The organism is Streptantibioticus cattleyicolor NRRL 8057 = DSM 46488 (genome assembly GCF_000240165.1).
GTDB lineage: Bacteria > Actinomycetota > Actinomycetes > Streptomycetales > Streptomycetaceae > Streptantibioticus > Streptantibioticus cattleyicolor.
In genome coordinates this window covers 5,147,275-5,173,272 of record NC_017586.1, presented here as the reverse complement: position 1 = coordinate 5,173,272, position 25,998 = coordinate 5,147,275, and the positions used below count along the sequence as shown (strand labels likewise).

26 protein-coding genes are annotated in these 25,998 nt (G+C 73.2%); 11 read left to right on the top strand and 15 right to left on the bottom strand.

All coding sequences use genetic code 11. From position 1 onward, the window contains the following. Positions 1 to 5: 5 nt before the first annotated feature. Genes SCATT_RS22690 through SCATT_RS22670 form a run of 5 tightly spaced genes read left to right on the top strand, consistent with a single transcriptional unit; the run spans position 6 to position 4,953 of the window. Entirely contained in the window at positions 6 to 1,073 is a 1,068-nt protein-coding gene (locus SCATT_RS22690) for an ABC transporter permease (RefSeq protein WP_041824945.1), read from the top strand. Positions 1,074 to 1,081: 8 nt separating this feature from the next. Next, the gene (locus SCATT_RS22685; protein WP_014145501.1) at positions 1,082 to 1,945 is read left to right on the top strand and encodes an ATP-binding cassette domain-containing protein; all 864 of its coding nucleotides are present in this window, start codon (positions 1,082 to 1,084) and stop codon (positions 1,943 to 1,945) included. Next, entirely contained in the window at positions 1,942 to 2,859 is a 918-nt protein-coding gene (locus tag SCATT_RS22680; RefSeq protein WP_014145500.1) for a sugar phosphate isomerase/epimerase family protein, read from the top strand. The genes SCATT_RS22685 and SCATT_RS22680 overlap by 4 nt, the downstream gene beginning before the upstream one ends. A 55-nt stretch (positions 2,860 to 2,914) precedes the next feature. Further along, a complete protein-coding gene (locus SCATT_RS22675) occupies positions 2,915 to 3,940 on the top strand; it encodes a Gfo/Idh/MocA family protein (protein ID WP_014145499.1) in 1,026 nt (341 codons plus the stop codon). Between the two features lie 5 nt (positions 3,941 to 3,945). Next, on the top strand, positions 3,946 to 4,953 hold the full coding sequence (locus SCATT_RS22670) for a Gfo/Idh/MocA family protein (protein WP_041825183.1): 1,008 nt from the start codon (positions 3,946 to 3,948) through the stop codon (positions 4,951 to 4,953). Between the two features lie 11 nt (positions 4,954 to 4,964). On the opposite strand, the gene SCATT_RS22665 is transcribed toward SCATT_RS22670, so the two are convergent. The 7 genes from SCATT_RS22665 to allB form a co-directional block, all read right to left on the bottom strand. Beyond that, positions 4,965 to 5,453, bottom strand: coding sequence for a glutathione peroxidase (locus SCATT_RS22665; protein ID WP_014145497.1), 489 nt, complete (start codon positions 5,451 to 5,453; stop codon positions 4,965 to 4,967). Between the two features lie 26 nt (positions 5,454 to 5,479). Beyond that, positions 5,480 to 6,721: a cytochrome P450 family protein gene (locus tag SCATT_RS22660; protein ID WP_014145496.1), complete on the bottom strand. Its 1,242-nt coding sequence runs from the start codon at positions 6,719 to 6,721 to the stop codon at positions 5,480 to 5,482. A 132-nt stretch (positions 6,722 to 6,853) separates the two neighbouring features. Continuing rightward, complete coding sequence (locus tag SCATT_RS22655) at positions 6,854 to 7,480, bottom strand: bifunctional 4-hydroxy-2-oxoglutarate aldolase/2-dehydro-3-deoxy-phosphogluconate aldolase (protein ID WP_014145495.1); 627 nt, start codon at positions 7,478 to 7,480, stop codon at positions 6,854 to 6,856. Positions 7,481 to 7,526: 46 nt separating this feature from the next. Then, positions 7,527 to 8,480, bottom strand: coding sequence for a PfkB family carbohydrate kinase (locus SCATT_RS22650; protein ID WP_014145494.1), 954 nt, complete (start codon positions 8,478 to 8,480; stop codon positions 7,527 to 7,529). An 88-nt stretch (positions 8,481 to 8,568) separates the two neighbouring features. After that, a complete protein-coding gene (locus tag SCATT_RS22645; RefSeq protein ID WP_014145493.1) occupies positions 8,569 to 8,766 on the bottom strand; it encodes a hypothetical protein in 198 nt (65 codons plus the stop codon). A gap of 712 nt (positions 8,767 to 9,478) precedes the next feature. Further along, positions 9,479 to 10,603: an allantoicase gene (gene alc / locus SCATT_RS22640; RefSeq protein ID WP_014145492.1), complete on the bottom strand. Its 1,125-nt coding sequence runs from the start codon at positions 10,601 to 10,603 to the stop codon at positions 9,479 to 9,481. A gap of 32 nt (positions 10,604 to 10,635) precedes the next feature. Next, positions 10,636 to 11,979: an allantoinase AllB gene (gene allB, locus SCATT_RS22635; protein ID WP_014145491.1), complete on the bottom strand. Its 1,344-nt coding sequence runs from the start codon at positions 11,977 to 11,979 to the stop codon at positions 10,636 to 10,638. A 481-nt stretch (positions 11,980 to 12,460) separates the two neighbouring features. On the opposite strand from allB, the gene SCATT_RS22630 reads away from it, so the two are divergent. After that, positions 12,461 to 13,204 carry an IclR family transcriptional regulator gene (locus tag SCATT_RS22630; RefSeq protein WP_173405747.1) on the top strand — a complete coding sequence of 248 codons (744 nt, stop codon included), beginning with the start codon at positions 12,461 to 12,463 and terminating at the stop codon, positions 13,202 to 13,204. A gap of 27 nt (positions 13,205 to 13,231) precedes the next feature. Here SCATT_RS22630 and SCATT_RS22625 read toward each other — a convergent pair whose 3' ends face one another. Further along, on the bottom strand, positions 13,232 to 13,549 hold the full coding sequence (locus tag SCATT_RS22625; protein WP_014145488.1) for a DUF5955 family protein: 318 nt from the start codon (positions 13,547 to 13,549) through the stop codon (positions 13,232 to 13,234). Between the two features lie 146 nt (positions 13,550 to 13,695). Between SCATT_RS22625 and SCATT_RS22620 the strand changes: the two genes are divergently transcribed. Continuing rightward, positions 13,696 to 14,364 carry a nucleotidyltransferase family protein gene (locus SCATT_RS22620; RefSeq protein ID WP_014145487.1) on the top strand — a complete coding sequence of 223 codons (669 nt, stop codon included), beginning with the start codon at positions 13,696 to 13,698 and terminating at the stop codon, positions 14,362 to 14,364. A 157-nt stretch (positions 14,365 to 14,521) separates the two neighbouring features. Beyond that, on the top strand, positions 14,522 to 16,141 hold the full coding sequence (aceB, locus tag SCATT_RS22615) for a malate synthase A (RefSeq protein WP_014145486.1): 1,620 nt from the start codon (positions 14,522 to 14,524) through the stop codon (positions 16,139 to 16,141). A 66-nt stretch (positions 16,142 to 16,207) separates the two neighbouring features. Here aceB and SCATT_RS22610 read toward each other — a convergent pair whose 3' ends face one another. From SCATT_RS22610 to SCATT_RS22580, 7 genes are all read right to left on the bottom strand, one after another. Then, positions 16,208 to 17,644, bottom strand: a complete 1,437-nt coding sequence (locus tag SCATT_RS22610) for a nucleobase:cation symporter-2 family protein (RefSeq protein ID WP_014145485.1) — start codon at positions 17,642 to 17,644, stop codon at positions 16,208 to 16,210. A 244-nt stretch (positions 17,645 to 17,888) separates the two neighbouring features. Further along, entirely contained in the window at positions 17,889 to 19,268 is a 1,380-nt protein-coding gene (locus tag SCATT_RS22605; RefSeq protein WP_014145484.1) for an 8-oxoguanine deaminase, read from the bottom strand. A gap of 235 nt (positions 19,269 to 19,503) precedes the next feature. Beyond that, entirely contained in the window at positions 19,504 to 20,427 is a 924-nt protein-coding gene (pucL, locus tag SCATT_RS22600; RefSeq protein ID WP_014145483.1) for a factor-independent urate hydroxylase, read from the bottom strand. A 7-nt stretch (positions 20,428 to 20,434) separates the two neighbouring features. Further along, positions 20,435 to 20,815, bottom strand: a complete 381-nt coding sequence (gene uraH / locus SCATT_RS22595) for a hydroxyisourate hydrolase (RefSeq protein ID WP_014145482.1) — start codon at positions 20,813 to 20,815, stop codon at positions 20,435 to 20,437. After that, on the bottom strand, positions 20,812 to 21,324 hold the full coding sequence (uraD, locus tag SCATT_RS22590; RefSeq protein WP_014145481.1) for a 2-oxo-4-hydroxy-4-carboxy-5-ureidoimidazoline decarboxylase: 513 nt from the start codon (positions 21,322 to 21,324) through the stop codon (positions 20,812 to 20,814). The genes uraH and uraD overlap by 4 nt, the downstream gene beginning before the upstream one ends. A 152-nt stretch (positions 21,325 to 21,476) precedes the next feature. Then, positions 21,477 to 21,857, bottom strand: coding sequence for a helix-turn-helix domain-containing protein (locus SCATT_RS22585; RefSeq protein ID WP_014145480.1), 381 nt, complete (start codon positions 21,855 to 21,857; stop codon positions 21,477 to 21,479). Further along, the gene (locus SCATT_RS22580) at positions 21,854 to 22,165 is read right to left on the bottom strand and encodes a hypothetical protein (protein ID WP_014145479.1); all 312 of its coding nucleotides are present in this window, start codon (positions 22,163 to 22,165) and stop codon (positions 21,854 to 21,856) included. Before SCATT_RS22580 ends, SCATT_RS22585 begins: the two co-directional genes overlap by 4 nt. Before the next feature lie 204 nt (positions 22,166 to 22,369). On the opposite strand from SCATT_RS22580, the gene SCATT_RS22575 reads away from it, so the two are divergent. From SCATT_RS22575 to gcl, 3 genes are all read left to right on the top strand, one after another. After that, positions 22,370 to 23,209, top strand: a complete 840-nt coding sequence (locus tag SCATT_RS22575) for a TIM barrel protein (RefSeq protein ID WP_014145478.1) — start codon at positions 22,370 to 22,372, stop codon at positions 23,207 to 23,209. A gap of 63 nt (positions 23,210 to 23,272) precedes the next feature. Beyond that, positions 23,273 to 24,172, top strand: a complete 900-nt coding sequence (locus tag SCATT_RS22570) for a 2-hydroxy-3-oxopropionate reductase (protein ID WP_014145477.1) — start codon at positions 23,273 to 23,275, stop codon at positions 24,170 to 24,172. Between the two features lie 2 nt (positions 24,173 to 24,174). Further along, the gene (gene gcl / locus SCATT_RS22565; protein WP_014628532.1) at positions 24,175 to 25,896 is read left to right on the top strand and encodes a glyoxylate carboligase; all 1,722 of its coding nucleotides are present in this window, start codon (positions 24,175 to 24,177) and stop codon (positions 25,894 to 25,896) included. Positions 25,897 to 25,998: the final 102 nt, after the last annotated feature.

Genomic DNA, 25,998 nt, shown 5'->3' with positions numbered 1-25,998 from the left:
CGCCGATGAGCGAGGCAGCCGTACCGGCCGCGGACCCCTCCCCGTCCGCTCCCCCGGCCCGCCCCCCGCGCACCGCGCGCCGCTCCCTGCCGCGCCGCGCGCTGGGCCGCCCCGAGGTCGGCGCCTTCATCGGCGCGATCGCGGTCTACGTCTTCTTCTTCGCCGTCGCCCCGCCCTTCCGCCACCTGGACTCGCTGGCCACGGTGCTCTACCAGTCCTCGACCATCGGCATCGTGGCGCTGCCGGTGGCGCTGCTGATGATCGGCGGCGAGTTCGACCTGTCGGCCGGGGTCGCGGTGATCACCTCGGCGCTCACCGCGAGCATGCTCAGCTTCCAGCTCACCCAGAACGTGTGGGTGGGGGTGGTGGCCGCGCTCGCCGTCTCGCTGGCCGTCGGCGCCCTCAACGGCTATCTGCTGGTGCGCACCAAACTCCCCAGCTTCCTGGTCACCCTGGGCACCTTCCTGATGCTCCAGGGGCTCAACCTGGCGGTCACCAAGCTGCTCACCGGCAACGTGGCCACCGACGCCATCTCCGACATGGACGGCTTCACCCAGGCCAAGGCGGTCTTCGCGGCTGAACTGAGCCTCGGCGGCGTGAAGTTGAAGATCACCGTGGTGTGGTGGCTGCTGTTCGCCGCGATCGCCACCTGGGTGCTGCTGCGCACCCGGTTCGGCAACTGGATCTTCGCGGTCGGCGGCGACCAGGACAGCGCCCGGGCGGTCGGCGTCCCGGTCGCCTTCACCAAGATCGCGCTCTTCATGTCGGTGGGGTTCGCCGCCTGGTTCGTCGGGATGAACCAGCTCTTCTCCTTCGACACCGTCCAGTCCGGCGAGGGCGTCGGCAACGAGTTCCTGTACATCATCGCCGCGGTGATCGGCGGCTGTCTGCTCACCGGCGGCTACGGCTCCGCGGTCGGCGCGGTGATCGGCGCCTTCATCTTCGGCATGGTCACCCAGGGCATCGTCTACGCCAACTGGAACCCCGACTGGTTCAAGTTCTTCCTGGGCGTGATGCTGCTCGCCGCCACGCTCGTCAATCTGTGGGTACGCCGCCAGGCGACCCGGAGGTGAACGCTTCCATGGCATCCGACGCGACCACCCGCCCGCCCGTCGTCGAACTCGCCGGCGTCGGCAAGTCCTACGGCAACGTGCGCGCCTTGTACGGCGTCGACCTCACCGTCCGTCCCGGCCAGGTGACCTGCGTCCTGGGGGACAACGGGGCCGGCAAGTCCACCCTCATCAAGATCATCGCGGGGCTGCACCAGCACACCGAGGGCGAACTGCGTATCGACGGCGCCCCGGTGCGCCTGTCCTCCCCGCGCGACGCCCTCGACGCCGGCATCGCCACCGTCTACCAGGACCTGGCGACCGTGCCGCTGATGCCGGTGTGGCGCAACTTCTTCCTCGGCTCGGAGCCGACCCGCGGCCCCTGGCCGCTGCGCCGGCTCGACATCGCCCGGATGAAACGCACCACCGACGCCGAACTGCGCGCCATGGGCATCGAACTGGACGACCTCGACCAGCCCATCGGCACCCTCTCCGGCGGCCAGCGCCAGTCGGTGGCGATCGCCCGCGCGGTCCACTTCGGCGCCCGGGTGCTCATCCTGGACGAGCCCACCGCGGCACTCGGCGTCAAGCAGTCCGGCGTCGTCCTCAAGTACATCGCCGCCGCCCGCGACCGCGGCCTCGGCGTCGTCTTCATCACCCACAACCCGCACCACGCCTACCTGGTCGGCGACCACTTCACGGTGCTGCGTCTGGGCACCGTCGAGGTGAGCGCGGCCCGCGACCGGATCACCGTCGACGACCTCACCCACCACATGGCCGGCGGCGCCGAACTCGCCGCGCTCCGCCACGAACTGGCCCGCGTCCCCGGCGGCGCCCCCGCCCCGGACCCCGTGGAAAGCGAAGACCCCGTGGAAGGCAAGGAGACCGCCCCATGACCCACCCCTCCCCGGCCGCGCCGCTGGACCGGATCCGGGTCGGCTCGGCCCCCGACTCCTGGGGCGTGTGGTTCCCCGACGACCCGCGCCAGCCGCCCTGGCGGCGCTTCCTGGACGAGGTCGCCGACGCCGGCTACGAGTGGATCGAACTCGGCCCCTACGGCTACCTGCCCACCGACCCGGCCGTGCTCACCGAGGAGACCGCCCGGCGCGGCCTGAAGGTCACCGCCGGCACCGTCTTCACCGCCTTGCACCACGGCCCCGCGGTGTGGGAGGACACCTGGCGCCAGGTCTCCCGGGTCGCCGCGCTCACCCGGGCCATGGGCGCCGCCCACCTGGTGGTGATCCCCGCCTTCTGGCGTGACGACAAGACCGCCGAGGTGCTCGAACCCCCGGAGCTGACCGCCGCGCAATGGCGTGACCTGGCCGCCGGGACCGAACGCCTCGGCCGCCGGGTGCGTGAGGAGTTCGGGCTGCGGATCGTGGTCCACCCGCACGCCGACACCCACATCGACACCGAGGAGCACGTCGCCCGCTTCCTCGACGCCACCGACCCCTCGGCGGTCGCGCTCTGCCTGGACACCGGCCACTACGCCTACTGCGGCGGCGACAGCGTCCGGCTCATCGAGACCTACGGCGAACGCATCGGCTACCTCCACCTCAAGCAGGTCGACCCGGCGGTCCTCGCCGACGTGGTGGCGCGGCGGTTGCCGTTCGGCCCGGCGGTGGCCCGTGGCGTGATGTGCGAACCACCGCTGGGCGTACCGGAGTTGCCGCCGGTGCTGCACGCCGCGCAGCGCCTCGGCGTCGACCTGTTCGCCATCGTCGAGCAGGACATGTATCCGTGCCCGCCGGACCGGCCGCTGCCCATCGCCCGCCGCACCCGCCGCTACCTGCGCGGCTGCGGCGCCTGACGGCCACCTCGCCGGCGGGACCAAGCTTCCAGCACGATCAGGAGAACGGGACACCATGAACCGAGCCGAACCCCTGGGCGTCGCCGTGCTCGGCGCCGGCCGGATGGGCGCCGACCACGTACGCCGTATCGCCGAGGTGATCGGCGGCGCCCGGGTCGCCGCGGTGGCCGACGTGGACGCCGCCCGGGCCGAGGCGGTCGCGGCCGGGGTGGCCGGCTGCGCCGCGTACCCCGACCCGGTGGCCGCGATGGACGACCCCGGGGTGGACGCGGTGCTGATCGCCTCCCCGGGCCCGGCCCACGAGGCCGCGCTGCTGGCGGCGTTGGAGCGGCGGCTGCCGGTGCTCTGCGAGAAGCCGCTGACCCCGGACGCCGCGGCGGCGCTGCGGATCGTGCACGCCGAGGCCGCGCTCGGCCGCCGGCTGATCCAGGTGGGCTTCATGCGCCGCTACGACGCCGACTTCCAGCGGCTCAAGGCGCTGCTGGCCGGCGGCGAGCAGGGGCGCACGCTGCTGCTGCGCTGCACCCACCGCAACGCCTCGACGCTGCCCGGGTTCACCGACGCCATGCTGGTCAACGACTCGGTGGTGCACGAGATCGACACCGCGCGCTGGCTGCTGGGCCAGGAGATCACCGCGGTCACCGTGCACCGCCCGCGGCCGTCGGGACGGGCACCGCGGGGGCTGGGCGATCCGCAGCTGCTGGTCTTCGAGACCGACGCCGGGGTCCTGGTCGACGTGGAGATCTTCGTCTCCTGCGGCTTCGGCTACCAGGTGCGCTGCGAGGCGGTCAACGAGGGCGGCACCGCCCGGGTCGGCGACGACGGCCACCTCTTCCTCAACGCGGCCGGCCGCTGGGGCGGGGTGATCCCGGGCGAGTTCACCGAGCGCTTCGCCGACGCCTACGACCGCGAGGTCCGCGCCTGGGTGGCCGCCGTGCGGGCCGGGCGCGCAGAGGGGCCCAGCGCCTGGGACGGCTACGCGGCGGCGGCGGTGTGCGAGGCGGCCCTGCGGGCGCAGCGCGAGGGCGGCCGGGTGACCGTCGAGAGCGCCGGGCGGCCCGCGCTGTACGAGGGGGCGTGACCGGCATGCGGATCGGTTTCCTGGGCGCCGGCCGGATCGGCTCCTTCCACGCCGCGGTCCTCGCCGGCCACGACGGGGTGGACGAGGTGCTGATCGGCGACGCCGACGGGGCACGGGCGGCCGGACTCGCCGAGCGGATCGGGGCCCGCGCGGCCGGCTCGGTGGACGAGGTCTTCACCGCCGGGGTCGACGCGGTGGTGATCGCCACCGCCACCGCCTCGCACGCCGAGCTGATCACCCGGGCCGCCCGGGCCGGGCTCCCCGCCTACTGCGAGAAGCCGATAGCGCTCGACCTGGCCGGCACGCTGGCCGCGCTGCGCGAGGTGGAGGCGGCCGGCACGATGCTCCAGATGGGGTTCCAGCGCCGCTTCGACGCCGGCTACCTGGCGGCCCGGGAGGCGCTGCGCTCCGGCCGGCTGGGCCGGGTGCACACCATCCGGGCGGTCACCTCGGACGCCGCTCCCCCGCCGCCGGAGTTCCTGCCGCACTCCGGCGGGCTGATCCGCGACTGCCTGGTGCACGACTTCGACGTGGTGCGCTGGCTGACCGGGCGTGAGGTGACCGAGGTCTTCGCCACCGGAGCGGCCGGCGGCGCCGCGTTCTTCCGGGCGGCCGGCGACGTGGACACCGCCGCCGCGCTGCTCACCCTGGACGACGGCACGCTGGTGACCGCCACCGCCACCCGCTACAACGGCGCCGGGTACGACGTACGGCTCGAACTGGCCGGAGAACGCGACCAGTTGGTGGTCGGGCTGGACGACCGCACCCCGTTCACCTCGGCCGAGCCGGGCGGGCCGGGCGCGCCACGGCGCCCGTGGACGGGGTTCCTGGAGCGGTTCGACGCCGCCTACCGGGCCGAGCTGGCCGCGTTCGTCGACGCGGTGCGCGGGGTGCGGCCCAACCCGTGCTCCGGCCGGGAGGCGCTGCACGCCCTGCTGGTGGCGGAGGCGTGCGAACGCTCCCGGCTGGAGCGGCGGCCGGTGGCCCTGGCCGAGCTGACGGCCGGGGTGTGACCGGAGGGGTCCTACGGCAGCAGCGACTCGATCGCCGAGACGACCTCGGGGGCCTCCGGGTCGGTGCGCGGCCGGAACCGGGCGGCCACCGTGCCGTCCGGGGCGATGAGGAACTTCTCGAAGTTCCACTGGATGTCCCCGGCCTCGCCGTCGGCGTCGGCCGTGCGGGTCAGCTCGGTGTAGAGCGGCTGCCGGCCGGCCCCGTTGACGTCGGCCTTCTCGTACAGCGGGAAGGTGACGCCGTAGGTGGCCGAGCAGAACGTGGCGATCTCCTCGGAGCTGCCCGGCTCCTGGCCGCCGAACTGGTTGCAGGGGAAGCCCAGTACGGTGAAGCCGCGGTCGGCGTAGCGCTTGTGGAGCCGCTCCAGCCCTTCGTACTGGGGGGTCAGGCCGCACTTGGAGGCGACGTTGACGACGAGCAGCGCCTTGCCGCGGTGTTCGGCCAGGGTGGCGGGGTCGCCGGCGAGGGTGCGCAGCGGGATGTCGTAGATGCTGGACACGCGGTGGGGCTCCTGTTCGGGACGGTTCAGCGGGTGAAGCGGACGGGCAGATGGTACGGGCCGCGGATCAGCAACCCGGGGCGCCATTCCAGCTCGCCGGGGTGGGCGTCGAGGGCGAGGTGGGGGCAGCGCTCCAGCAGGGTGCGCAGCGCGATCCGCCCCTCCAGCCGGGCCAGTGGCGCGCCGAGGCAGTAGTGCAGGCCGTGGCCGAAGGCGACGTGGCCGCCGGGCTGGCGGGTGATGTCGAACCGCTCCGGGTCCGGGAAGCGGGCCGGGTCGCGGTCGGCGTCGCCGAGGGCGACCAGGACGAGTTGGCCGCCGCCCGGTATCACGGTGCCGCCGATCTCCACCGGTTCGGTGGTGAAGCGGAACGTGGGGGTCTCCACCGGGCCGTCCCAGCGCAGCGTCTCCTCGACGGCGTTGTCGACCAGCGAGGGGTCGGCGCGCAGGGCGGCGAGCTGGTCGGGGTGGGTGAGCAGGGCGAGGACCGCGTTGGTGATGAGGTTGACGGTGGTCTCGTGGCCGGCGACCAGCAACAGCCAGGCGGTGCCGAGGAGTTCGTCCGGGGAGAGCCGGTCGCCGTCCTCGTCGCTGGTGCGGATCAGCGCGCTCATCAGGTCGTCGCCCGGGTGCCGGCGTTTCTCCTCGATCAGCTCGCCGAGGTAGCGGCCGACCCGGGCCACCGTCGCCTCCTGCTGGGCCGGGTCGGTGGCGGAGAGCAGGTCGTCGGTCCAGGCGCGGAACGACCGGCGGTCCAGGAAGGGCACACCGAGCAGTTCGCAGATGACCGAGATGGGCAGCGGGAAGGAGAAGGCGTCCACCAGATCGGCCCGGCCGTCCGGGGCGGCCAGCATGGCGTCGAGCAGGTCGTCGGTGATCTGCTGCACCCGGGGGGCGAGCGATTCCACGCGGCGCGGGGTGAACTCCTTGACCACCAGCTTGCGCAGCCGGGTGTGCTCCGGCGGGTCGGAGTTGAGCATGTGGGTGCCGGGGGCGGGGGCGATCAGTCGCAGCGCGTCCGAGGCGTGCGACCAGCGTTTGCTCAGCCGCGGGTCGACGAGGGCGGCCCGGCCGTGTTCGTACCCGACCACCAGCCACGCCTCGGTGCCGGTGGTGGTGAGCACCCGGTGCACCGGGCCGCGGGCCCGCAGCCCGGCGTAGACCGGGTAGGGGTCGCGCCGGAACCGCGGGCCGAGCGCGCGCAGGTCGAGGATGTCATCGTCGGCGTCGTTGTCGATGTAGGTGGTGAGGTCGTTGACTGTCGTCACGTGACGTTTCCCCTGTCGGTCGCCGTGTCCGTTCAGGCTATGCCGCCCTACCCGGTCGCTACGAGCCCGTGTTCCGGCCGAGTTGGGATCATGGACGCGGTCGGGGCGGGCGCGGCGCGCGGCCCGGGGGCGTCATCCGGCCGCCGCGCCGAGCCGGGGCAGCAGGTCGGCGACGCGTTTGGCGACGGTCTCCCGGTCGCCCTCGGTCAGTGGGGTGCCCAGGCCGCAGGCGACGGCGCCGGCCGCGATCCACTCGGGCGCGTCGTCGACGGTGAGGCCGCCGGCGGGCAGCAGGGCGGCCTGCGGGAGGGCGTCGCGCACCTCGCGTATCCACTCCGGGCCGAACGCGGCGGCGGGGTGGAGCCGTACCGCGTCGGCGCCCAGTTCGAGCGCGCGGACCAGCTCGGTGGCGGTGCCGGCGCCGGGGAAGACCGGGATGCCGTAGCGGTGGCCGGTGGCGATCACCTGCGGGTCGAGGGCGGGCGAGGCGAGGAACCGGGCGCCGGCGTCGACCGCCATCCGGGCCGAGGCGGCGTCCAGCACGGTGCCGACACCGATGACCGCCTCGTCGCCCATCTCCCGCACCAGCGTGGTCACCGCTTCCAGCGCGAAAGGCGTGGTGAGCGAGATCTCCAGGGTGGTCAGCCCGGCGGACAGCAGGGCGTCGGCGGTGGCGGCGGCCCGGTCGTAGCTGTCGGTGCGGATGATGGCGAAGACGCGCTGGGCCAGCGCGGCCCGGGTGATCTCCCAGCGGTACACGGCGGTTCGCCGTCCTTTCCCTGTTGTGCGGCCCGGGGGCGGGCGGTCAGCGGTGTGCGGGGTCCTCGCCGCGGCGGAGGGCGTCCAGCGCCCGGTCGCGGCCGGCGGCGGTGGGCAGCCCGTCGGTCTCCCCGGCGGTCCGCGCGGCGAGCGCGCTCACCGCGGCGGCCTCGGCGAGCGCCTGGTCCACGGCGACGTCCCGCAGCCAGCCGGAGAGGTAGCCGGCCACGAAGGCAGGGCCGGCGCCGGCCGGGACGGGGAACGCCGGGTGGGTGAGGCGCCCGGAGCGCAGCACCGCGGTGGCCGAGGTGCCGGGCCGCCGCACGATCACCGCGCGGGTGCGCCCGCTGAGCAGGTCGTCGGCGGCGTCGTCGGCCGACACCCCGGTGAGCAGGGCGAGTTCGGCCGCGTCGGCGATGACCAGGTCGGCCTCGGCGAGCAGCGGGGCCACGGTGCGCGTGCGGGCTTCGGCATCGTCGGGTCCGTGGCGCGCGCCAGGGTCGAAGGAGACGGTGAGCCCGGCCTCGTGGGCGAGGGTGAGCAGGCGCCAGGTGGCGTCGGCGGCGTCCGCGGAGAGCATCGCGGTGGCGCCGGACAGGTGCAGCAGCCGCGCCCCGGCGAGCGCGTCGGGGGGTATGTGGCGTGGGGCGAGGCGGGCGGCGGCCGAACCGGCGTGGTGGCGGGGCGGGTCGGCGCGGTGGGGCGGGTCGCCCTCGCGCAGCGCCACGGCGGTGGCGGCGTGCGGGTCGCGGGTGGCGTACCCGGTGTCGACGCCGTCGGCGCGCAGTTCGCGCAGGACGATGTCGCCGGCCGGGTCGGCGCCCACCCGGCCGATCCAGCGGGTGCGGTGGCCGAGCCGGGCGAGGCCGGCAGCGACGGCGGCCCCCTCACCGCCGAGCGACCGCCGGAAGTGCGCCGCGCGGTCCAGCGGGACGCCGGGTTCGGCGAGCATCAGCAGCGTCGCCGCACCGCAGGTGACGACCTCCGGACCCTGCTGCACTGCGCCTCCCCGGTGCTCGTGGGCCACTTGGCGGAAACGCTACCGCCCGCCACCGACAACGGGCCCGGGCGGGGCGCCGGGCGCCGGGTCAGCCGGCGTGGGTGGAGAACAGACCGCCGGTGGGCCCCGGCTTGTCGCCGCCCTGGGCCTTCTTGAGGACGTTGGCCAGCCCCTCCAGGGTCATCGACTGGAGGATGACCCGCCCGTCGCCCTCCAAGCTGGCCAGCGAGAGCCCCTCGTCGAAAGATCGCCGGCCGCCCGGAGGGCGGTGCCCCGCGGCGTCCACGGGGGTCCCCCCAGGCGAAGCTGAAGGGGGAGTGTGATCGCAAGGCGGAGGGAGGAGAGCGCAGCGGGCTGCATCGGAGGGCGAGCCGGGCTGAGGCGGAGGTTGGGGGTCGGCCCGAGGGACGAGGGCCGGGCCCCGGCCGCAGCCGAAGCGAGGCGGAGCCCGACCATCCGGCCCCGCAGGGCGAGCCGGGCTGAGGCGGAGGTCGGGGGTCGGCCCGAGGGACGAGGGCCGGGCCCCGGCCGCAGCCGAAGCGAGACGGAGCCCGACCATCCGGCCCCGCAGGGCGAGCCGGGCTGAGGCGGAGGTCGGGGGTCGGCCCGAGGGACGAGGGCCGGGCCCCGGCCGCAGCCGAAGCGAGACGGAGCCCGACCATCCGGCCCCGCAGGGCGAGCCGAGCTGAGGCGGAGGTCGGGGGTCGGCCCGAGGGACGAGGGCCGGGCCCCGGCCGCAGCCGAAGCGAGGCGGAGCCCGACCGTGCGGGCCGACGACCGGCAACGCCGCGAGCGCGCCCCCCTTCAGCGTCGCCTGGGGACCCCCCCTTAGGCGTCGCGGGGCAGGCGGCCTTTTGACGACAGGGCCTCGGGCGTGGCGGGGCGCCGCGGCTGCGCGCCCTCGTACCGGTGAACGGCCGGGCGCCGCCGCCGGGTTCGTGGCGCGCGGCGGCGGGGCGGGGACCGCCGGTCCCCGGCCGCCGTGTCCGGTCACCGGGTCACGGCGTGGTCAGCCGCGCGGTGCGCTCGGCCAGCGCCTTGGCGCCGGTGCCGGTCAGCGAGCCGAACAGCCGCAGCCGGGATATGCCGCCGTCCGGGAAGATGTCGATCCGCACGTGGGTGGCGGCCGGGGCGTCCACCAGGAAGCGGTGCACGGTGTCGGGCTGGAGCCGGGTGCGCGGCAGGATCTCGTGCCACTCGTCGGCGCCGGCCGTCTCGTCCCTGCCGTACAGCGCGGCCCAGCCGGCCGCGTTGCCCTTGAGGTAGCCGGTGTCGATCTCCACGGCGCGGATCAGCGCCTGCGCGGTGAGCCGGTAGCGGACCCAGTCGTTGCCCTGGTCGCGGCGGCGGCGGGTCTCCCAGCCGTCGTCCATCTTGCGGGAGCGGCCGGGCAGGATGGTGTTGGTGGGCGGGGAGTAGAAGCGGTCGGAGGCGTCCTCGACCGAGCCGCCGTTCTCCAGCGCGACCACGTCGAAGGTGCCGAGGGCGGCGAGCCATTCGGGGTCGGGGGCCACCTTGCCGTGCACCCGCAGCCGGGCCACGCCGCCGTCGGGGTGCTGGTTGAGGCGGACGTGGGTGAAGCGGCGTTCGACGTCGACCGGGAAGGCGTTGGCCGCGTGGCCGCCGACCTCGGTGCGCGGTACCAGGGGCGTCCACTCGACGTCGGCGGCGAGGAGTTCCTCCGGGGAGGAGGCGAGCGGGGCGGTGGTGGCCTCGACGCTGACGGCCCGGGGGTAGTTGCCGCGGAAGTGGGCGGTGTCCACCACGATGCCGCGGATCACCCCGGGGGCGCCGAGGCGGATCAGCGCCCAGTCGTGGTCGTCGTCGGCCGGGTGCGGGGTGCCGGCGCCGGCGCCGCGGCGGCGGCGGGTCTCCCAGCCGTCCATGATCTTGCCCTTGTGGCCGAAGCGTTCCGGGTCGAAGACGGCGGGCTCCGGGTTGAGCAGGTTCTCCCGCTCGGCGAAGAACTCGTCGTTGGCCGCGATGACGCCGGCCCCGAGGCGGCGGTCGGCGAGGTCGACGAGGTGGCCGAAGGGGATGTCGGCCGTGCGGTAGTCGGCGTACGGCTCGTTCCCCTCGCGGTACGGCGCGGCGTCGCCGGTGAAGCGGGTGACCTGCGTCATCGGTGTGCGTTCCCTTCCGGGCCCGGTCGTGCTCAGGCCCGATCGATGAGGTGGCCGGCCCGGCGGACGGTGTCCCCGTGCTCGGCGATGAGTCGGCCGCGCAGATAGGTGGCGCGGACCACGCCGGTCAGGGTGCGCCCGGCGTAGGCGGTGACCTGGTTGCGGTGGTGCAGGGCGGCCGGGTCGACGGTGAAGGTCCGGTCGGGGGCGAGGACCGCGAAGTCGGCGTCGTGGCCGGGGGCGATGGCGCCCTTGCGGGCGAGGCCGGCGAAGCGGGCCGGGGCGGCCGACATCCAGCGGACCACGTCCTCGATGGAGTGGCCGCGGCGGCGGGCCTCGGTCCACATCACCGGCAGCCCGAGCTGGAGGGAGGAGATGCCGCCCCACGCCTCGCCGAAGTCACCGGTGTCGAACCGCTTGAGGTCGGGCGTGGAGGGCGAGTGGTCGGAGACGACGCAGTCGATGGTGCCGTCGGCGAGCCCCTGCCACAGCGCGTCCTGGTTGCCGGCCTCGCGGATCGGGGGGCAGCACTTGAACTCGGTCGCCCCGTCCGGGATCTCCTCGGCCCGCAGGGTGAGGTAGTGCGGGCAGGTCTCGACGGTGACCGGTACCCCGTCGGCCTTGGCGGCGGCGATCAGCGGCAGCGCGCCGGCAAAGGACAGGTGGAGGATGTGGACCCGGCAGTTGTGGCGCCGGGCGCGGTCGAGCACGGTGGCGATGGCGGTGTGCTCGGCGGCCGGCGGCCGGGAGGCGAGGAAGTCGGCGTACCTCGGGCCGGCCGCGGGGGGCGCGGAGCCGATCAGTGAGGCGTCCTCGGCGTGCACGATCAGCAGTCCGCCGAAGCCGGCGATCTCCGCCATGGCCTCGTCGAGTTCGGCCGTGGACAGTTGCGGGAACTCGTCCACCCCGGAGTGCAGCAGGAAGCACTTGAAGCCGAAGACCCCGGCGTCGTGCAGCGGGCGCAGGTCCTTGACGTTGCCGGGGATGGCGCCGCCCCAGAAGCCGACGTCGACGTGGGCCTTGTCGCGCGCGGTCGCCCGCTTGACGTCGAGGGCGGCCACGGTGGTGGTCGGCGGGACGGAGTTGAGCGGCATGTCGATCAGGGTGGTGACGCCTCCGGCGGCGGCGGCCCGGGTGGCGGTCCAGAACCCCTCCCACTCGGTGCGGCCGGGGTCGTTGACGTGGACGTGGGTGTCGACCAGGCCGGGCAGGAGCACGTCGTCGCCGAGGTCGGTCGGGCGGGCCCCGTCGGGTACGGGCGCCTGGTACGGCTGGACGGCGGTGATCCGGCCGCCGGAGACCACCACGGTGGCGGGGCGGGTGCCTTCGGGTGTGACGACCCGCGTCGAACGCAGGGCGAGTTCGGCCTCGGACACGCGTCCCCTCCTCATTCCGGACCCCGGCTTCCACCACGGGATTCAACGAACTGTTGAAGAGATGTTCTTCGTGTCCCGGCGGCCCGTCAAGACCCTTCCGGGGTGCCACCGGGGCGCTGCGGGGTGGTTCGGCCCGGATTGGACGATTCCATGAAATGGAAAGTAGATTTCGCTTTACAGAACATGCGTACCGCCACTTGCCGTGCCGAGGGATCCACGGCAGCGGCGGCACTAACGACCGGATCCGGTGCGAAACGACCGGGCGGACGAAGGATTCGCAGGCCGCGCCCGGTGATCGTCCCTCCGTGGCCGGGTAGGCTGCGGTACTGCCGACGGGTGAACACCGGCGGCCCAAGCGGCTTCGAGAGGACCGGACGTGCCGTCGATCAGCTCCAGCAGCTCCGTGAACACCAGCCCCGCCACCTCGGGCGCCGCGCCCGGCACGGCCAAGGCGGGCGGCGGCGCCCAGGGCGGCGGAGGCGTGCAGTCCCTGGAGCGCGCCTTCGACCTGCTGGAGCGGATGGCCGACGCCGGCGGCGAGGTGGGGCTCAGCGAGCTGTCGGCCAGCAGCGGGCTGCCGCTGCCCACCATCCACCGGCTGATGCGCACCCTGGTCTCCTGCGGCTACGTACGCCAGCAGCCCAACCGCCGTTACGCGCTGGGCCCGCGGCTGATCCGGCTCGGCGAGAGCGCCTCCCGGCTGCTGGGCACCTGGGCCCGGCCGTACCTGGCCCAGCTGGTGGAGGCCACCGGGGAGACCGCCAACATGGCGCTGCTCGACGGCGACGAGGTGGTCTACGTCGCCCAGGTCCCCTCGCGCCACTCCATGCGGATGTTCACCGAGGTCGGGCGGCGGGTGCTGCCGCACTCCACCGGGGTGGGCAAGGCGCTGCTGGCCCAGGTCCCCTCCGAGGAGGTGCGTGCCCTGCTCGGCCGCACCGGGATGCCCGCCGCCACCGAGCGCACGATCACCGAGCCGGACGCCTTCATCGCCGAGCTGGAGCGGATCCGGCGGGCCGGTTACGCGGTGGACGACAACGAGCAGGAGGTCGGGGTGCGTTGCCTGGCGGTGTGCGTCCCGGACTCCCCCACCGCGGCGGCCATCTCCATCTCCGGCCCGGCCGGGCGGGTCACCGAGTCCGCCCAGGACAAGATCATTCCGGTACTCCAGGACGTGGCCCGGCAGTTGTCAGCCGCGCTGGCCAGCACCGGCTCCGCCTCCTGAGCCCGCCGGACGCCGCCGCGCCGTTCGTCAGCGGCGCGGCCGTCCCGCGGCCGGCAGCCCGAACAGGTCGACGGCGTCGCGCAGCGCGTCCACCCCGGGGCGCAGCGCGCTGAACGACCCCAGCGCACCGGTGACCAGCAACAGCGACCCGCGCAGCCGCGTCACCACCGGGGCACCGCCGGCCGCCTCGGCGTCGAGCGCGGCCAGCTGCTCCTCGGCCGCCTCCCGGTCGGCCGCCGGGGCGCCGTGGCAGGCCAGGTCCCGCCGTAACCGCGCGACGGCCGCCCGCAGACCGGCCACCCGCGGATCCGCCGCGCCCCCCGCCGTACCGCCGTTCGACACCACCGGCCACACCCCTTCCCCCACCGGACCCTCCGGGAAAGGGGACCAGTAAAGGACACCGGCGCCCGCCGCGCCATACGCCGGGCGAAATCCGCCCCCGGTCCGCCGTCCGCGCCCCGCGACCGGCCCCGGCGCGGTATGCAGGGGGCATGGACGAACCCATGGAACCCACGGCGGCCGGGCTGGTGCTGGCGGCCGGCGGCGGCCGGCGGCTCGGCGGACGCCCCAAGGCGCTGCTGGAGTACGGCGGCGGGCTGCTGGTGGAGCACGCGGCGGGCGCGCTGCGCGCGGGCGGCTGCGACCCGGTGCACGTGGTGCTGGGCGCGGCGGCCGGCGAGGTGCGGCGGCGGGCCGCCGGGCTCGGCGGCTGCCTGCTGGTGGAGAACCCCGACTGGGCCGCGGGGATGGGCACTTCGCTGCGGGCCGGACTGCTCTCGCTGGCCGGCACCGGGGCGACGGCGGTGGTGGTGTCGCTGGTCGACCAGCCCGGCATCGGCGCCCGGGCGGTGGCGCGGCTGCTGGCCGCCGGGGTCACCCCGGGGACGCTGACCGCCGCCGCCTACCAGGGCCGGCGGGGCCACCCGGTGGTGCTCGGGGCCGGCCGCTGGGCGGCCGTCGCCGACCGGGCCGAGGGCGATCAGGGCGCCCGGGGGTACCTGCGCGAGCACGAGAGCGACATCACACTCGTGGAGTGCGCGGACATCGCGGCCCCCGACGACATCGACACACCCGCCGACCTGCGGCTCCTGGCCGGCCCCGGTCCGGCGGCCGGGAACGGGGGCTTCCCGGGCCCTGCACTGCGTGCCACAAACCGTTGATCTTCCACCATGCAGAAACTATGCTCCACCCAGCAGAAGCCATCGGCGCGTCCGCACACCGCGCCGAGGCTTGGTCGCCGTACCCAGCCATCCGCGGCACGCCGTGCCGCCGCCGCGCCGCCCACCGCACAAGGGCGCGCGTGAAGGAGTGACAGCCATGTCCGAAGCCGCTTCCTCCCCGCCGGCCGTCGTCGCCGACGGTGCGCCGCCCGTCCCCCGGTCGCGGGAGGTGCTGACCGACGAGGCGCTGGCGTTCCTCGCCGGGCTGCACCGCCGGTTCGCGCCGCGCCGCGCCGAACTGCTGGCCCGCCGCAAGGAGCGCCGGGCCGAGATCGCCCGCACCGGCACCCTGGACTTCCGCCCCGAGACCGCCGACGTCCGCTCCGGCGACTGGCGGGTGGCCCCGGCGCCGGCCGCGCTGGAGGACCGGCGGGTGGAGATCACCGGCCCCACCGACCGCAAGATGACCGTCAACGCCCTCAACTCCGGCGCCCGGGTCTGGCTCGCCGACTTCGAGGACGCCTCCGCGCCCACCTGGCACAACGTGGTCTCCGGCCAGATCAACCTGATCGACGCCTACGAGCGCCGGATCGACTTCACCACCCCCGAGGGCAAGAGCTACGCCCTCAAGGACGACGCCGAGCTGGCCACCGTGGTGATGCGGCCCCGCGGCTGGCACCTGGACGAACGCCATCTGACCGTGGACGGCGAGCCGGTGCCCGGCGCCCTGGTCGACTTCGGCCTGTACTTCTTCCACAACGCGCGCCGGCTGCTGGCCAAGGACAAGGGCCCCTACTTCTACCTGCCCAAGACCGAGTCGTACCTGGAAGCCCGGCTGTGGAACGACGTCTTCGTCTTCGCCCAGGACCAGCTGGGCATCCCGCAGGGCACCATCCGGGCCACCGTGCTGATCGAGACGATCACCGCGGCGTTCGAGATGGAGGAGATCCTCTACGAACTGCGCGACCACGCCGCCGGCCTCAACGCCGGGCGCTGGGACTACCTGTTCTCCATCGTGAAGAACTTCCGGGACGCCGGTGAGAAGTTCGTCCTGCCGGACCGCAACGCGGTGACCATGACCGCCCCGTTCATGCGCGCCTACACCGAGCTGCTGGTGCGCACCTGCCACAAGCGCGGCGCCCACGCCATCGGCGGGATGGCCGCGTTCATCCCGTCCCGGCGCGACCCGGAGGTCAACGCCAAGGCTTTGGAGAAGGTCAGGGCCGACAAGGAGCGCGAGGCCGGGGACGGGTTCGACGGCTCGTGGGTGGCCCACCCCGACCTGGTGCCGGTGGCCCGGGCCGCCTTCGACGCGGTGCTGGGCGAACGCCCGCACCAGAAGGACCGGTTGCGCGAGGAGGTGGACGTCACCGCCGACCAGCTGCTGGCGGTGGACTCGCTGGAGGCGAAGCCGACCTTCGAGGGGCTGCGCAACGCCGTCCAGGTGGGCATCCGCTACATCGAGGCGTGGCTGCGCGGGCTGGGCGCGGTCGCCATCTTCAACCTGATGGAGGACGCCGCCACCGCGGAGATCTCCCGCTCGCAGATCTGGCAGTGGATCGACGCCGGGGTCGTCCTGGACAACGGCGAGAAGGTCACCGCCGAGCTGGTGCGCGAGGTGGCCGCCGCCGAACTGGCCGCCATCCGGGCCGAGTCGGGCGAGCAGGCGTTCGCCGCCGGCTCCTGGCAGCGCGCGCACGACCTGCTGCTCCAGGTGTCGCTGGACGAGACCTACGTCGACTTCCTCACCCTGCCCGCCTACGAGCTGCTGGACTGACCCGGCCCACACGGTGAAAGGGCCCGCCTTCCCCGGGAAGGCGGGCCCTTGTCATGGCGGTTGACGCTACGTCAGCTCAACGGTCTCGCGGGAGGACGGCACCGCTTCGGCGAGCGCCTCGGCCTGCTCGGCGCCGTCCGGCAACGCCCGCTTGCGGCCGAGGTGGTTGAAGAGGAGGTTGAGCACCACGGCCACCAGGCAGCCGGTGCTGATGCCGGACTTCAGCACGATCTGCAACCGCGGGTCGATGCCGTCGTAGAAGTGCTCGGCGACGATCGGGATGATCCCGACGCCCAGCGCCACCCCCATGACGAGCAGGTTGTTGCCGTCGTCGAGGTCGGCCTCGGCCAGCGTCTTGACCCCGCTGGCGGCGACCGTGCCGAACAGCACGATGCCCGCGCCGCCGAGAACGGGGCCGGGCACCAGGGCGATCAGCGAGGCGAGGACCGGACACAGCCCCATCACGATGAGGAGCATCCCGCCCGCGGCCACCACGAACCGGCTGCGTACCCGGGTGATCGCCACCAGCCCGATGTTCTGCGCGAAGGCGCTGTTGGCGAAGCCGTTGAAGAGCGGGCTGATCGCGCTTCCCAGGGTGTCGGCGCGCAGCCCGGCGGCGAGCGTGGCCTCGTCGGCGGGTTTCTCCACCACCTTGCCGAGCGCGAGGATGTCGGCGGTCGACTCGGTCAGGCAGACCAGCATCACGATGCACATCGAGACGATCGCCGGGATCTGGAACTGCGGGGCGCCGAAGTGGAACGGGGTGGGGAAGCCGATCACGGAGGCCTTGGTGATCGGGGTGAAGTCGGTCTTGCCGAACGGGACGGCGATGACGGTCCCCACCACCAGCCCGATGAGCACCGCGATCTGCTGGAGGAAGCCGGTCAGCAGCCGGCGCAGCGCCAGCACCACCACCAGCGTGATCGCCGCCAGCGCGATGTCGGACAGTCCGGCGGCCGGGTGCGCCGGGTCGTTGCCGGCGATCCAGCCGATCGCCACCGGCAGCAGCGAGACCCCGATCAGCGTGATCACCGAGCCGGTGACCACCGGTGGGAAGAACCGGACCAGTTTGCTGAAGTAGGGGGCGGCCACGAAGCCGAGCGCCCCGGCGACGATCACCGCGCCGAACATCACCGGGAGGCTGTCGCGGTGGTCGGTGGAGTCGGCGATGGCCACCATGGGGGCCACCCCGGCGAACGAGACGCCGTTGACGAACGGCAGCCGGGCGCCGACCTTCCAGAACCCGATGGTCTGCAGCAGGGTGGCGAGGCCGGCGGTGAACAGCGAGGCGCCGACCAGGAAGGTCAGCTCGGTGGCGGACAGGCCGACCGCCTTGCCGATGACCAGCGGCGGGGCGACCACGCCCGCGTACATCGCGGCGACGTGCTGGAGTCCGCTGGTGAAGAGTCTGACGGGGGGAAGGACCTGGTCCACCGGGTGCCGCTGCGGTGGCTGCGCGGTGGCGGGGGCTGTCTGCGGGGCGGGAGCCGGGCTGGCGGGCACGGTGCTCCTCCTGTCGGTTAACACGCCTTGTTGCGCGGGTTTCAGGGAGGTGGTGCGGTTCGTGCGGAGGGGGTGGAGCAGGGGACGAAGGCGAGGGGTGCGGGGGGAGTTAAGGGTGCGCCGCCCCCGTGCCGTGACCATCCGGCACGAGGGCGGCGCGGCCGGCCGGGGACCGTCCTCCCCGGCCGGGGACTCGTCGGCGCCCTTGCGGCGTTTCGTCAGCCCGGACGCGCTGGGCGGGCCGTCAGCCGGCCACCCCGGCGATCCGCGCGAGCCGGCGGGCCTGGACGCGGGTGGTGCGCGCCACGGCGTCCTCGTCGACGTTGACCAGGTGGCCGCCTTCCACCACCGGCTCGCCGTTCACCAGCAGCAGCGTCAGCGGGGCGGCGGCGCCGAGCACGAGCGCGGCCACCGGGTCGGCGATGGAGGAGTGCAGGAAGCCGTCGACCTTCCACAGCGCGAGGTCGGCGAGCTTGCCGGGTTCGACGGAGCCGATCTCCCGATCCCGGCCGAGCACCCGGGCGCCGCCCATGGTGCCCAGCCGCAGCGCCCCGCGGACGTCGAGGGCGTGCTGGCGGTGCGGGCCGAGGCGGTTGATCAGCAGGGCGTTGCGCAGTTCGGTGCCGAGTTCGCCGGACTCGTTGGAGGCGGTGCCGTCCACCCCGAGGCCGACCGGGACCCCGGCCGCGATCATGTCGGGGACGCGGGCGATGCCGGCCGCCAGCCGGGCGTTGGAGGACGGGCAGTGGGCCACCCCGGTGCCGGTCTCGCCGAACTTGGTGATGTCGGAGTCGTTCATGTGGACGCAGTGCGCCATCCACACGTCGGGGCCGAGCCAGCCGGTGGACTCCAGGTAGTCGGTGGGGCCCATGCCGAACAGCTCGTGGCAGAACTTCTCCTCCTCCACCGTCTCGCTGCCGTGGGTGTGCAGCCGTACCCCCTTGCGGCGGGCGAGCACGGCGGCCTCGCGCAGCAGGTCGGTGGTGACCGAGAAGGGCGAGCAGGGGGCCACCCCGATACGCAGCATGGAGTCGAAGGAGGGGTCGTGCCAGCGGTCGACGGCCTCCTCGGTGGCGGCGAGGGCGTCCTCGGTCGACTCCACCGCGAAGTCCGGCGGCAGCCCCCCGTCGGACTCGCCGCGGTCCATCGAGCCACGGGTGGGCGAGAAGCGCACCCCCATCTCGGCGGCGGCGCGGATCTCGGCGCCGAGCAGGTCACCGCAGCCGCGCGGGAAGACGTAGTGGTGGTCCATGGCGGTGGTGACACCGGAGAGCGCCAGCGCGGCCAGCGACCCCTGCGCCGCGGCGTACACCATCTCCTCGTCGATGCGCGCCCACACCGGGTAGAGGGTGACCAGCCAGTCGAACAGGTTGCAGTCCTGGGCGAGTCCGCGGGTGATCCACTGGTAGAAGTGGTGGTGGGTGTTGACCAGGCCCGGGGTGAGCAGATGGCCGGCGGCGTCGATCCGCCGGACGACGTCGGTCAGGCCGGCCGGGGCGGGGCCGGCGCCCACCGACTCGATGCGGTTGCCCGCGATGACGACGTGGCCCGAGGCGTACTCGGTGTCAGTGGCGTCCACGGTGGCGATGGCGCAGTTCTCGATGACGATGCGCGGTGCTGCCATGGTGGTTCCTCGAATCTTCCCTTGGTCGGACGGGCCCGGGGGTCGAGCGGGGTGACGACCGGGCCCGTTGTGCTCGTCCCACCGGATCGTGCGCGGGATCCTGCCCCACGGCGGTTTCCCCGGTGTTACGGCGAGTCGTTGCGCAGATGCCCCCGCTCTCCCCGGGCCCGGGAGCGGGAACCCTGCTCCCGGGCGTCGACGCCGGCGCACGCGTCGGGGGTGACCGCGTCGGCGGTCAGAGGTTGGTCATGTCGAACGGGATCCGGGCCTGCGCGCCGTCCCGCAGCACGGTGGCCTCGATCAGGCCGTAGGGACGGTCGGCGGCGAAGTAGACCTCGCGGTCGTTCTTGAGGTCGAACGGTTCTAGGTCGACCAGGAAGTGGTGCTTGTTGGGCAGCGAGAAGCGGATCTCGTCGATCTCCGGGCGGCTGTTGATGACCCGGGAGCCCATCTGGTACAGCGTCTGCTGGAGCGAGAGGCTGTAGGTCTCGGCGAACGCCTGGAGGATGTGCTTGCGGGCCTGGGCGTAGGAGCGTTCCCAGTTCGGCATCCGCTCCTCGTCGCTGGTCCAGTTGTGCCGCCACCAGGCGGTGACGTCGGTGGCGAGGATGCGGTCGTAGTCCTCCTTCAAGGTGGTGTACTTGTCCTTGACGTACCCCCAGAACTCCGAGCTGGTGGAGTTGAGCACGGTCAGGTCCTTCAGGCCGGTGAGCACCTCCCACCGCTGCCCGTCGAAGGTGATCTGGGCGGTGCGCGTCTCCTGGCCCTTGCGGACGAAGGAGTGCCGGACCTCGTCGGAGCCGATGAAGCGGGAGTTGTCCTCGGAGGTGTCGATGCGCTCCCAGGAGTACTCCTCGACGCGGATGCGGGCCCGCTTGATGGGTTCCTGGCTGGTGACGAAGTGGCGGGCGAGGTGGATGCCGAACTGCTCGGCCGACTCGATCCCGTACTCCTTCGCGAAGGCGAAGACGGTGTTCTTGGTGGTGTCGGTGGGCAGTACGTTGGCGTTGCTGCCCGAGTAGTGGACGTCGTCCATGTCGCCGGAGAGGGCGACCGAGACGTTGAGGTCCTTGATGTGGTGGGTGTCGCCGTCCCGCGTGATCCTGACGACGCGGTTCTCCGCCTTGCCGTACTGATTCTGCCCGAGAACGGTGGTCATGTCGGTGCTAGCTCCCTCGGTAAACGGAGTAGCCGAACGGGTTGAGCAGCAGCGGCACGTGGTAGTGCTCACCCGGTTTGACGGCGAAGACGATCGCCACCTCCGGGAAGAAAGCGTCGCTGTCCCTTGCGCGGGGGGCGTCCTGCTGTTCCTCGGCTTGCCTGGTGGTTGCGAAGTACGGCTCGACCGCGAAGTGGAGCCGTACGTGGGTGGTGCCGTCCGGCAGCGCCGGCAGATCCTTGCAGCGCCCGTCGGAGTCGGTCTTCGACGCGCCGTGGCCGGTCCAGCCGGCGTCGCCGGCGCGTACCGCGAGTTCCACGGCGACGCCCTCGGCGGGGCGGCCGATGCTGGTGTCCAGGATGTGCGTGGACACCGAGGTGCCGGTCATGACGGGTCTCCTTCCGCGAGGCGGGTCAGCCGTATCCGGTTGATCTTCCCCAGTTCGGTGCGGACGATCTCCCGTTCCCGTTCCGCCGGGTTGGCGAGGCGGGCCCTGGCCGCGTCGCGCATCTGCTCGCCGGTGGCGCCGGTGGCGCAGATGAGGAAGACGTGTCCGAACTTCTCCTGGTAGGCCAGGTTGAGTTCGAGCAGTTCGGCCTTGAGTTGCTCGGAGGCGCCGGCCATGCCGCGCTGTTCGCGGGCGGAGACCGGGTCGCCGGGCTTGGGGCGGCCGATCGGCGGATGGCCGGCCATGGCCTCGCGCAGGTCGTCCGCGGTCAGCTCGCGCATCGCGGTGTCGCTGGCGTCGAGCAGCGCCTCGGTGGAGGCGTACGGACGGCCCGCGATCAGGGCCGCGGCCCACGCGGCCGAGGTGCACACCTCGCGCAGGACGCGCCCGGCTTCGTCACCGTCGGCGGAGTTGAAGCGGGCGAGCCCCGCTGGGATACGAGTGGACATCTGCGGCCTCCGGGGCCTGCGCTGTACGGGCTTGCCGGAAAGCTAGATGCCCGTGACACGACGCGTCAACACTTTGTTGAACTTTCTGAAACACGGAGGCCGCCACCGGGACACGACCCGGTGGCGGCCTCGACACAGCCGATCGGAAGCGGTCAGCGCTCGCCCTTGGCGGCGTTCTCCCGGTTCAGGTAGTTGTACACGGTGAACCGGCTGACGCCGAGCGCGGAGGCCACGGTCTCCACGCCGTGGCGCACCGAGAAGGCGCCGCGTTCCTCCAGGATGCGCACCACGGTCTGCTTGTCCTTGCGGTCCAGTTCGGCCAGGGGTCTGCCCTGGCGGCGCTCCAGGTCGGCCAGGATGTGGTCGAGGGAGTCGGCCAGGTGCGGCAGGCGCACCGCCACCACCTCGGCCCCCTCCCAGCTGAGCACCACGTCGTCACCGCGGGCCCGGCCGGGCGGGACCAGTTCCCCGCCCATGGCGTCCACCAGCGGTTTGATGGCGTCGACGAAGGGGTGGCCGGCGGCCTCGGTCACGACCGGCCCTCCTCACCCGGCGCGCCGGGGCCGCCGCGGGCCGGCTCGTCGCCGTCGCCCGCACCGCCCTCGCCGACCACGTTGACCTGGAGCGAGATCCGGGTCGCCCCGGCCTGGAGGGAGCGCGCCAGCAGGTCGCGGACGGCGTCCAGCACGGCCGGCGCGGAGCCCTCGGCGGTGTTGCCGAACGGGCCCACGTCCACCGCGTCGAGGTCCGCCGTCTGCACCACCTCCCGGGCCACCACCGCGTGCCGCGGCGCCTCGTCCAGATCGAACGGCTCCGTCGTGAACTCAACCCTCAATCGCACGAGGTCAACCTAGCCGCTCGCGGACCCCTCCCGGCATCCCCCACTTGACAGCGGCTCATCACCTCGTCCAATCTTCCAATACGCAGAAACGAAGTTCCGCGATACGAAATAATCTCGACGCAAGCGCCAGGCGGTCGCCGGCGCACCGCGGAAGCACCGCCGTGGCGGACGGCGACGGCACATCCTGGAAAGGGGAGCGGCCCGGTGGGTTTCTCTGACGCGCGTTTCGACGTGAACCTGTCGATCCTGTTCACCGAAGTGCCCCTGCTGGAGCGCCCCGCGGCGGCAGCCGCGGCGGGGTTCACCGCGGTGGAGCTGTGGTGGCCCTGGATCGAGACGGCCACCCCGGACCAGGCCCGGCTGGACGCCCTGCGCGACGCGCTGAACGCCGCGGGCACCCAGCTGGTGGGCCTCAACTTCTACGCCGGCCAGCTGCCCGGCCCCGACCGCGGGGCGCTGTCGGTGCCCGGCGCCGAGTCCGACCGCTTCCGCGCCAACATCGACGTGGCAGCCGACTTCGCGCGGTCGCTGGGGTGCACCGCGCTCAACGCCCTCTACGGCAACCGGGTGGACGGCGTCGACCCGAAGGACCAGGACGAGCTGGCGCTGGAGAACCTCCAGCTGGCCGCCCGCGCCGCCCACCGCGTCGGCGCCGTCCTGCTGATCGAGGCGCTCAACGCGCCCGAGTCGCCCAGGTGCCCGATCGTCAGCGCCGACAAGGCGATCGAGATCGTGGACCGGGTCAACGACGCCACCGGGCTGGACAACGCCAGGTTCCTGATGGACCTGTACCACCTGTCGATGAACGGCGAGGACCTGACCGAGGTCATCGACCGCTACACCGACCGCACGGCCCACGTCCAGATCGCCGACAACCCCGGCCGGGGCGCCCCGGGCACCGGCGCCCTCGACCTCGAAGCGCTCGTCACCCGCCTGCAGAAGGCCGGTTACGACGGCTGGGTGGGCCTGGAGTACAAGCCGTCCGGGCCCAGCGCCGACGCCTTCGAGTGGCTGCCGGCCCCGCTGCGCGCCGCCCGGCGCTGACCCCGCGCCGCCCCGCCCCGCCCCCGCCACGTACGCGACGTTCGACGAAGGACACCGAACCTCATGAGCAACGCTCTTCCGAAGATCGCCTGGATCGGCCTGGGCATCATGGGCTCCCCCATGGCGGAGAACCTGATCAAGGCCGGCTACCAGGTCACCGGCTACACCTTGGAGCAGGCCAAGCTCGACCGGCTCGCCGCGGCCGGCGGCACCCCCGCCGCCTCGATCGCCGAGGCGGTCCGGGAGGCCGACGTGGTGATCACCATGGTGCCCGCCTCCCCGCAGGTCGAGGCGGTCGCCTACGGCCCCGAGGGCATCCTGGCCAACGCCCGCCCCGGCACCCTGCTGATCGACATGTCCTCGATCACCCCGCAGACCTCGGTGGACCTGGCCAAGGCCGCCGGGGAGAAGGGGATCCGGGTGCTGGACGCCCCGGTCTCCGGCGGTGAGGCCGGCGCCATCGAGGCGGTGCTGTCGATCATGGTCGGCGGTGAGCGCGCCGACTTCGACGCCGCCCTGCCGATCCTCCAGGCGCTCGGCCGGACCATCGTGCTGTGCGGTCCGCACGGCTCCGGCCAGACGGTCAAGGCCGCCAACCAGCTCATCGTCGCCGTCAACATCCAGGCGTGCGCCGAGGCCGTGGTCTTCCTGGAGAAGTCCGGGGTGGACCTGGCCGCCGCGCTGGAGGTCCTGAACGGCGGGCTGGCCGGCTCCACCGTGCTCACCCGCAAGAAGGACAACTTCCTCAACCGCGACTTCCGGCCCGGCTTCCGGATCGACCTGCACCACAAGGACATGGGCATCGTCACCGACGCCGCCCGCAACGTCGGCGCCGCGCTGCCGGTCGGCGCCGTCGTGGCCAACCTGGTCGCCGCCCTGCGCGCGCAGGGCGACGGCGGCCTGGACCACTCCGCGCTGCTGCGCGGTGTCGAACGCCTCTCCGGACTGAAGGTCGAGGACTGAAAATGACCGCTCGCAAGATGCCCGCCATGGAGGCGGTCGTCCACGTCCTGAAGTCCGAAGGCGTCGACATCGCCTACGGCTGCCCCGGCGCCGCCATCCTGCCGCTGTACAAGGCGATGGAGACGGTGGGCGGCGTGGAACACCTGACGGTGCGTCACGAAGAGGGCGCGACCCACATGGCGGACGGCTGGGCCCGTACCACCGGCAAGGTGGGCGTGGCCATCGGCACCTCGGGGCCGGCCGGCACCAACATGATCACCGGGCTCTACACCGCCATCGCCGACTCGGTGCCGATCATCTGCGTCACCGGCCAGGCGGCCTCCACCAAGCTCCACCAGGAGGCGTTCCAGGCGGTGGACATCGTGGAGATCGCCCGGCCGGTCACCAAGTGGGCGGTGCAGATCAAGGAGGCCGCCCAGGCGCCGTGGATCTTCCGGGAGGCGTTCCGCATCGCCCGTTCCGGCCGCCCCGGCCCGGTGCTGGTGGACATCCCGATCGACGTCGCGCAGAAGGAGATCTGGTACGACCCGCAGACCGACGCGCCGCTGGCGGTGGAGAGCGTCAAGCCCCATCTCCCGCGCGTCGAGGCCGCGTTGGACCTGCTGCTGGCCGCCGAAAAGCCGCTGATCCTGGCCGGCGGCGGGGTGATCATCGCCGAGGCGGCGGACGAGGTCACCGAACTCGCCGAGCTGCTGCGCGTCCCGGTGCAGGTGACCTTGATGGGCAAGGGCGCCATCCGTGAGGACCACGAGCTGTACGCGGGGATGACCGGCGTGCAGACCTCGCAGCGGTACGGCAACGCCTCGTTCCTGGAGTCGGACACCGTGCTGGCGGTCGGCGCCCGGTTCGGCGACCGCCACACCGGGGCGCTCGACACCTACCGCGGCGACCGCAAGTTCATCCACGTCGACATCGAACCCACCCAGCTCGGCAAGGTCTTCGAGCCGGACCTGGGCATCGTCTCGGACGCCCGGCTCTTCCTGCGGGCGCTGATCGAGGCGGCCAGGGCCCGCGGCCTGGAGCGCGAGGACGGCGCCTGGGTGCGCCGGGTGCGGGAGTTGCGGACCACGCTGACCCGCCGGGAGGACTTCGACGACGTCCCCATCAAGGCGCCGCGGGTCTACAAGGAGATCAACGAGGTCTTCGGCGAGGACACCTACTTCGTCACCGCCATCGGCCTGTACCAGATCTGGGGCGGCCAGCACCAGAAGGCGTACCGGCCGCGGCACTACCAGATCTGCGGCCAGGCCGGCCCGCTCGGCTGGGAGATCCCGGCGGCGATCGGCGTGAAGAAGGCGCTGGTCAACGCGGGCAAGGACAACGAGGTCGTCGGCATCGTCGGCGACTACGGCTTCCAGTACATGGTCGAGGAGCTGGCGGTCGCGGCGCAGTACAACGTGCCGTACGTCATCATCATGCTCAACAACGAGTACCTGGGCCTGATCCGCCAGGCGTCCATCCCGTTCGACATGAACTACCAGGTGGACATCCACTACGACGAGTACGGCTCGGACAACGTCAAGATCATGGAGGCGTACGGCTGCTCGGGCACCCGGGTGCTGGACCCGGCGGACATCCGCTCCAGCATCGAGTGGGCCCGCAAGCAGGCCGAGACCACCCGGCGACCGGTGCTGGTGGAGATCATGATCGAGCGCGAGGCCAACACCCCGCACGGTCCGGCGATCGACGCGGTCAAGGAGTTCGAGCCCCTTCCCGAGGCGTAACCGCCTCCCCCTGCTCCGTCCGGCGGCCCGCTGACCTGTCCTGTCGCGCCCAAAGCGGGCCGCCGGGCGGAACCATTGACACTTTGCAACCATTGACACTTT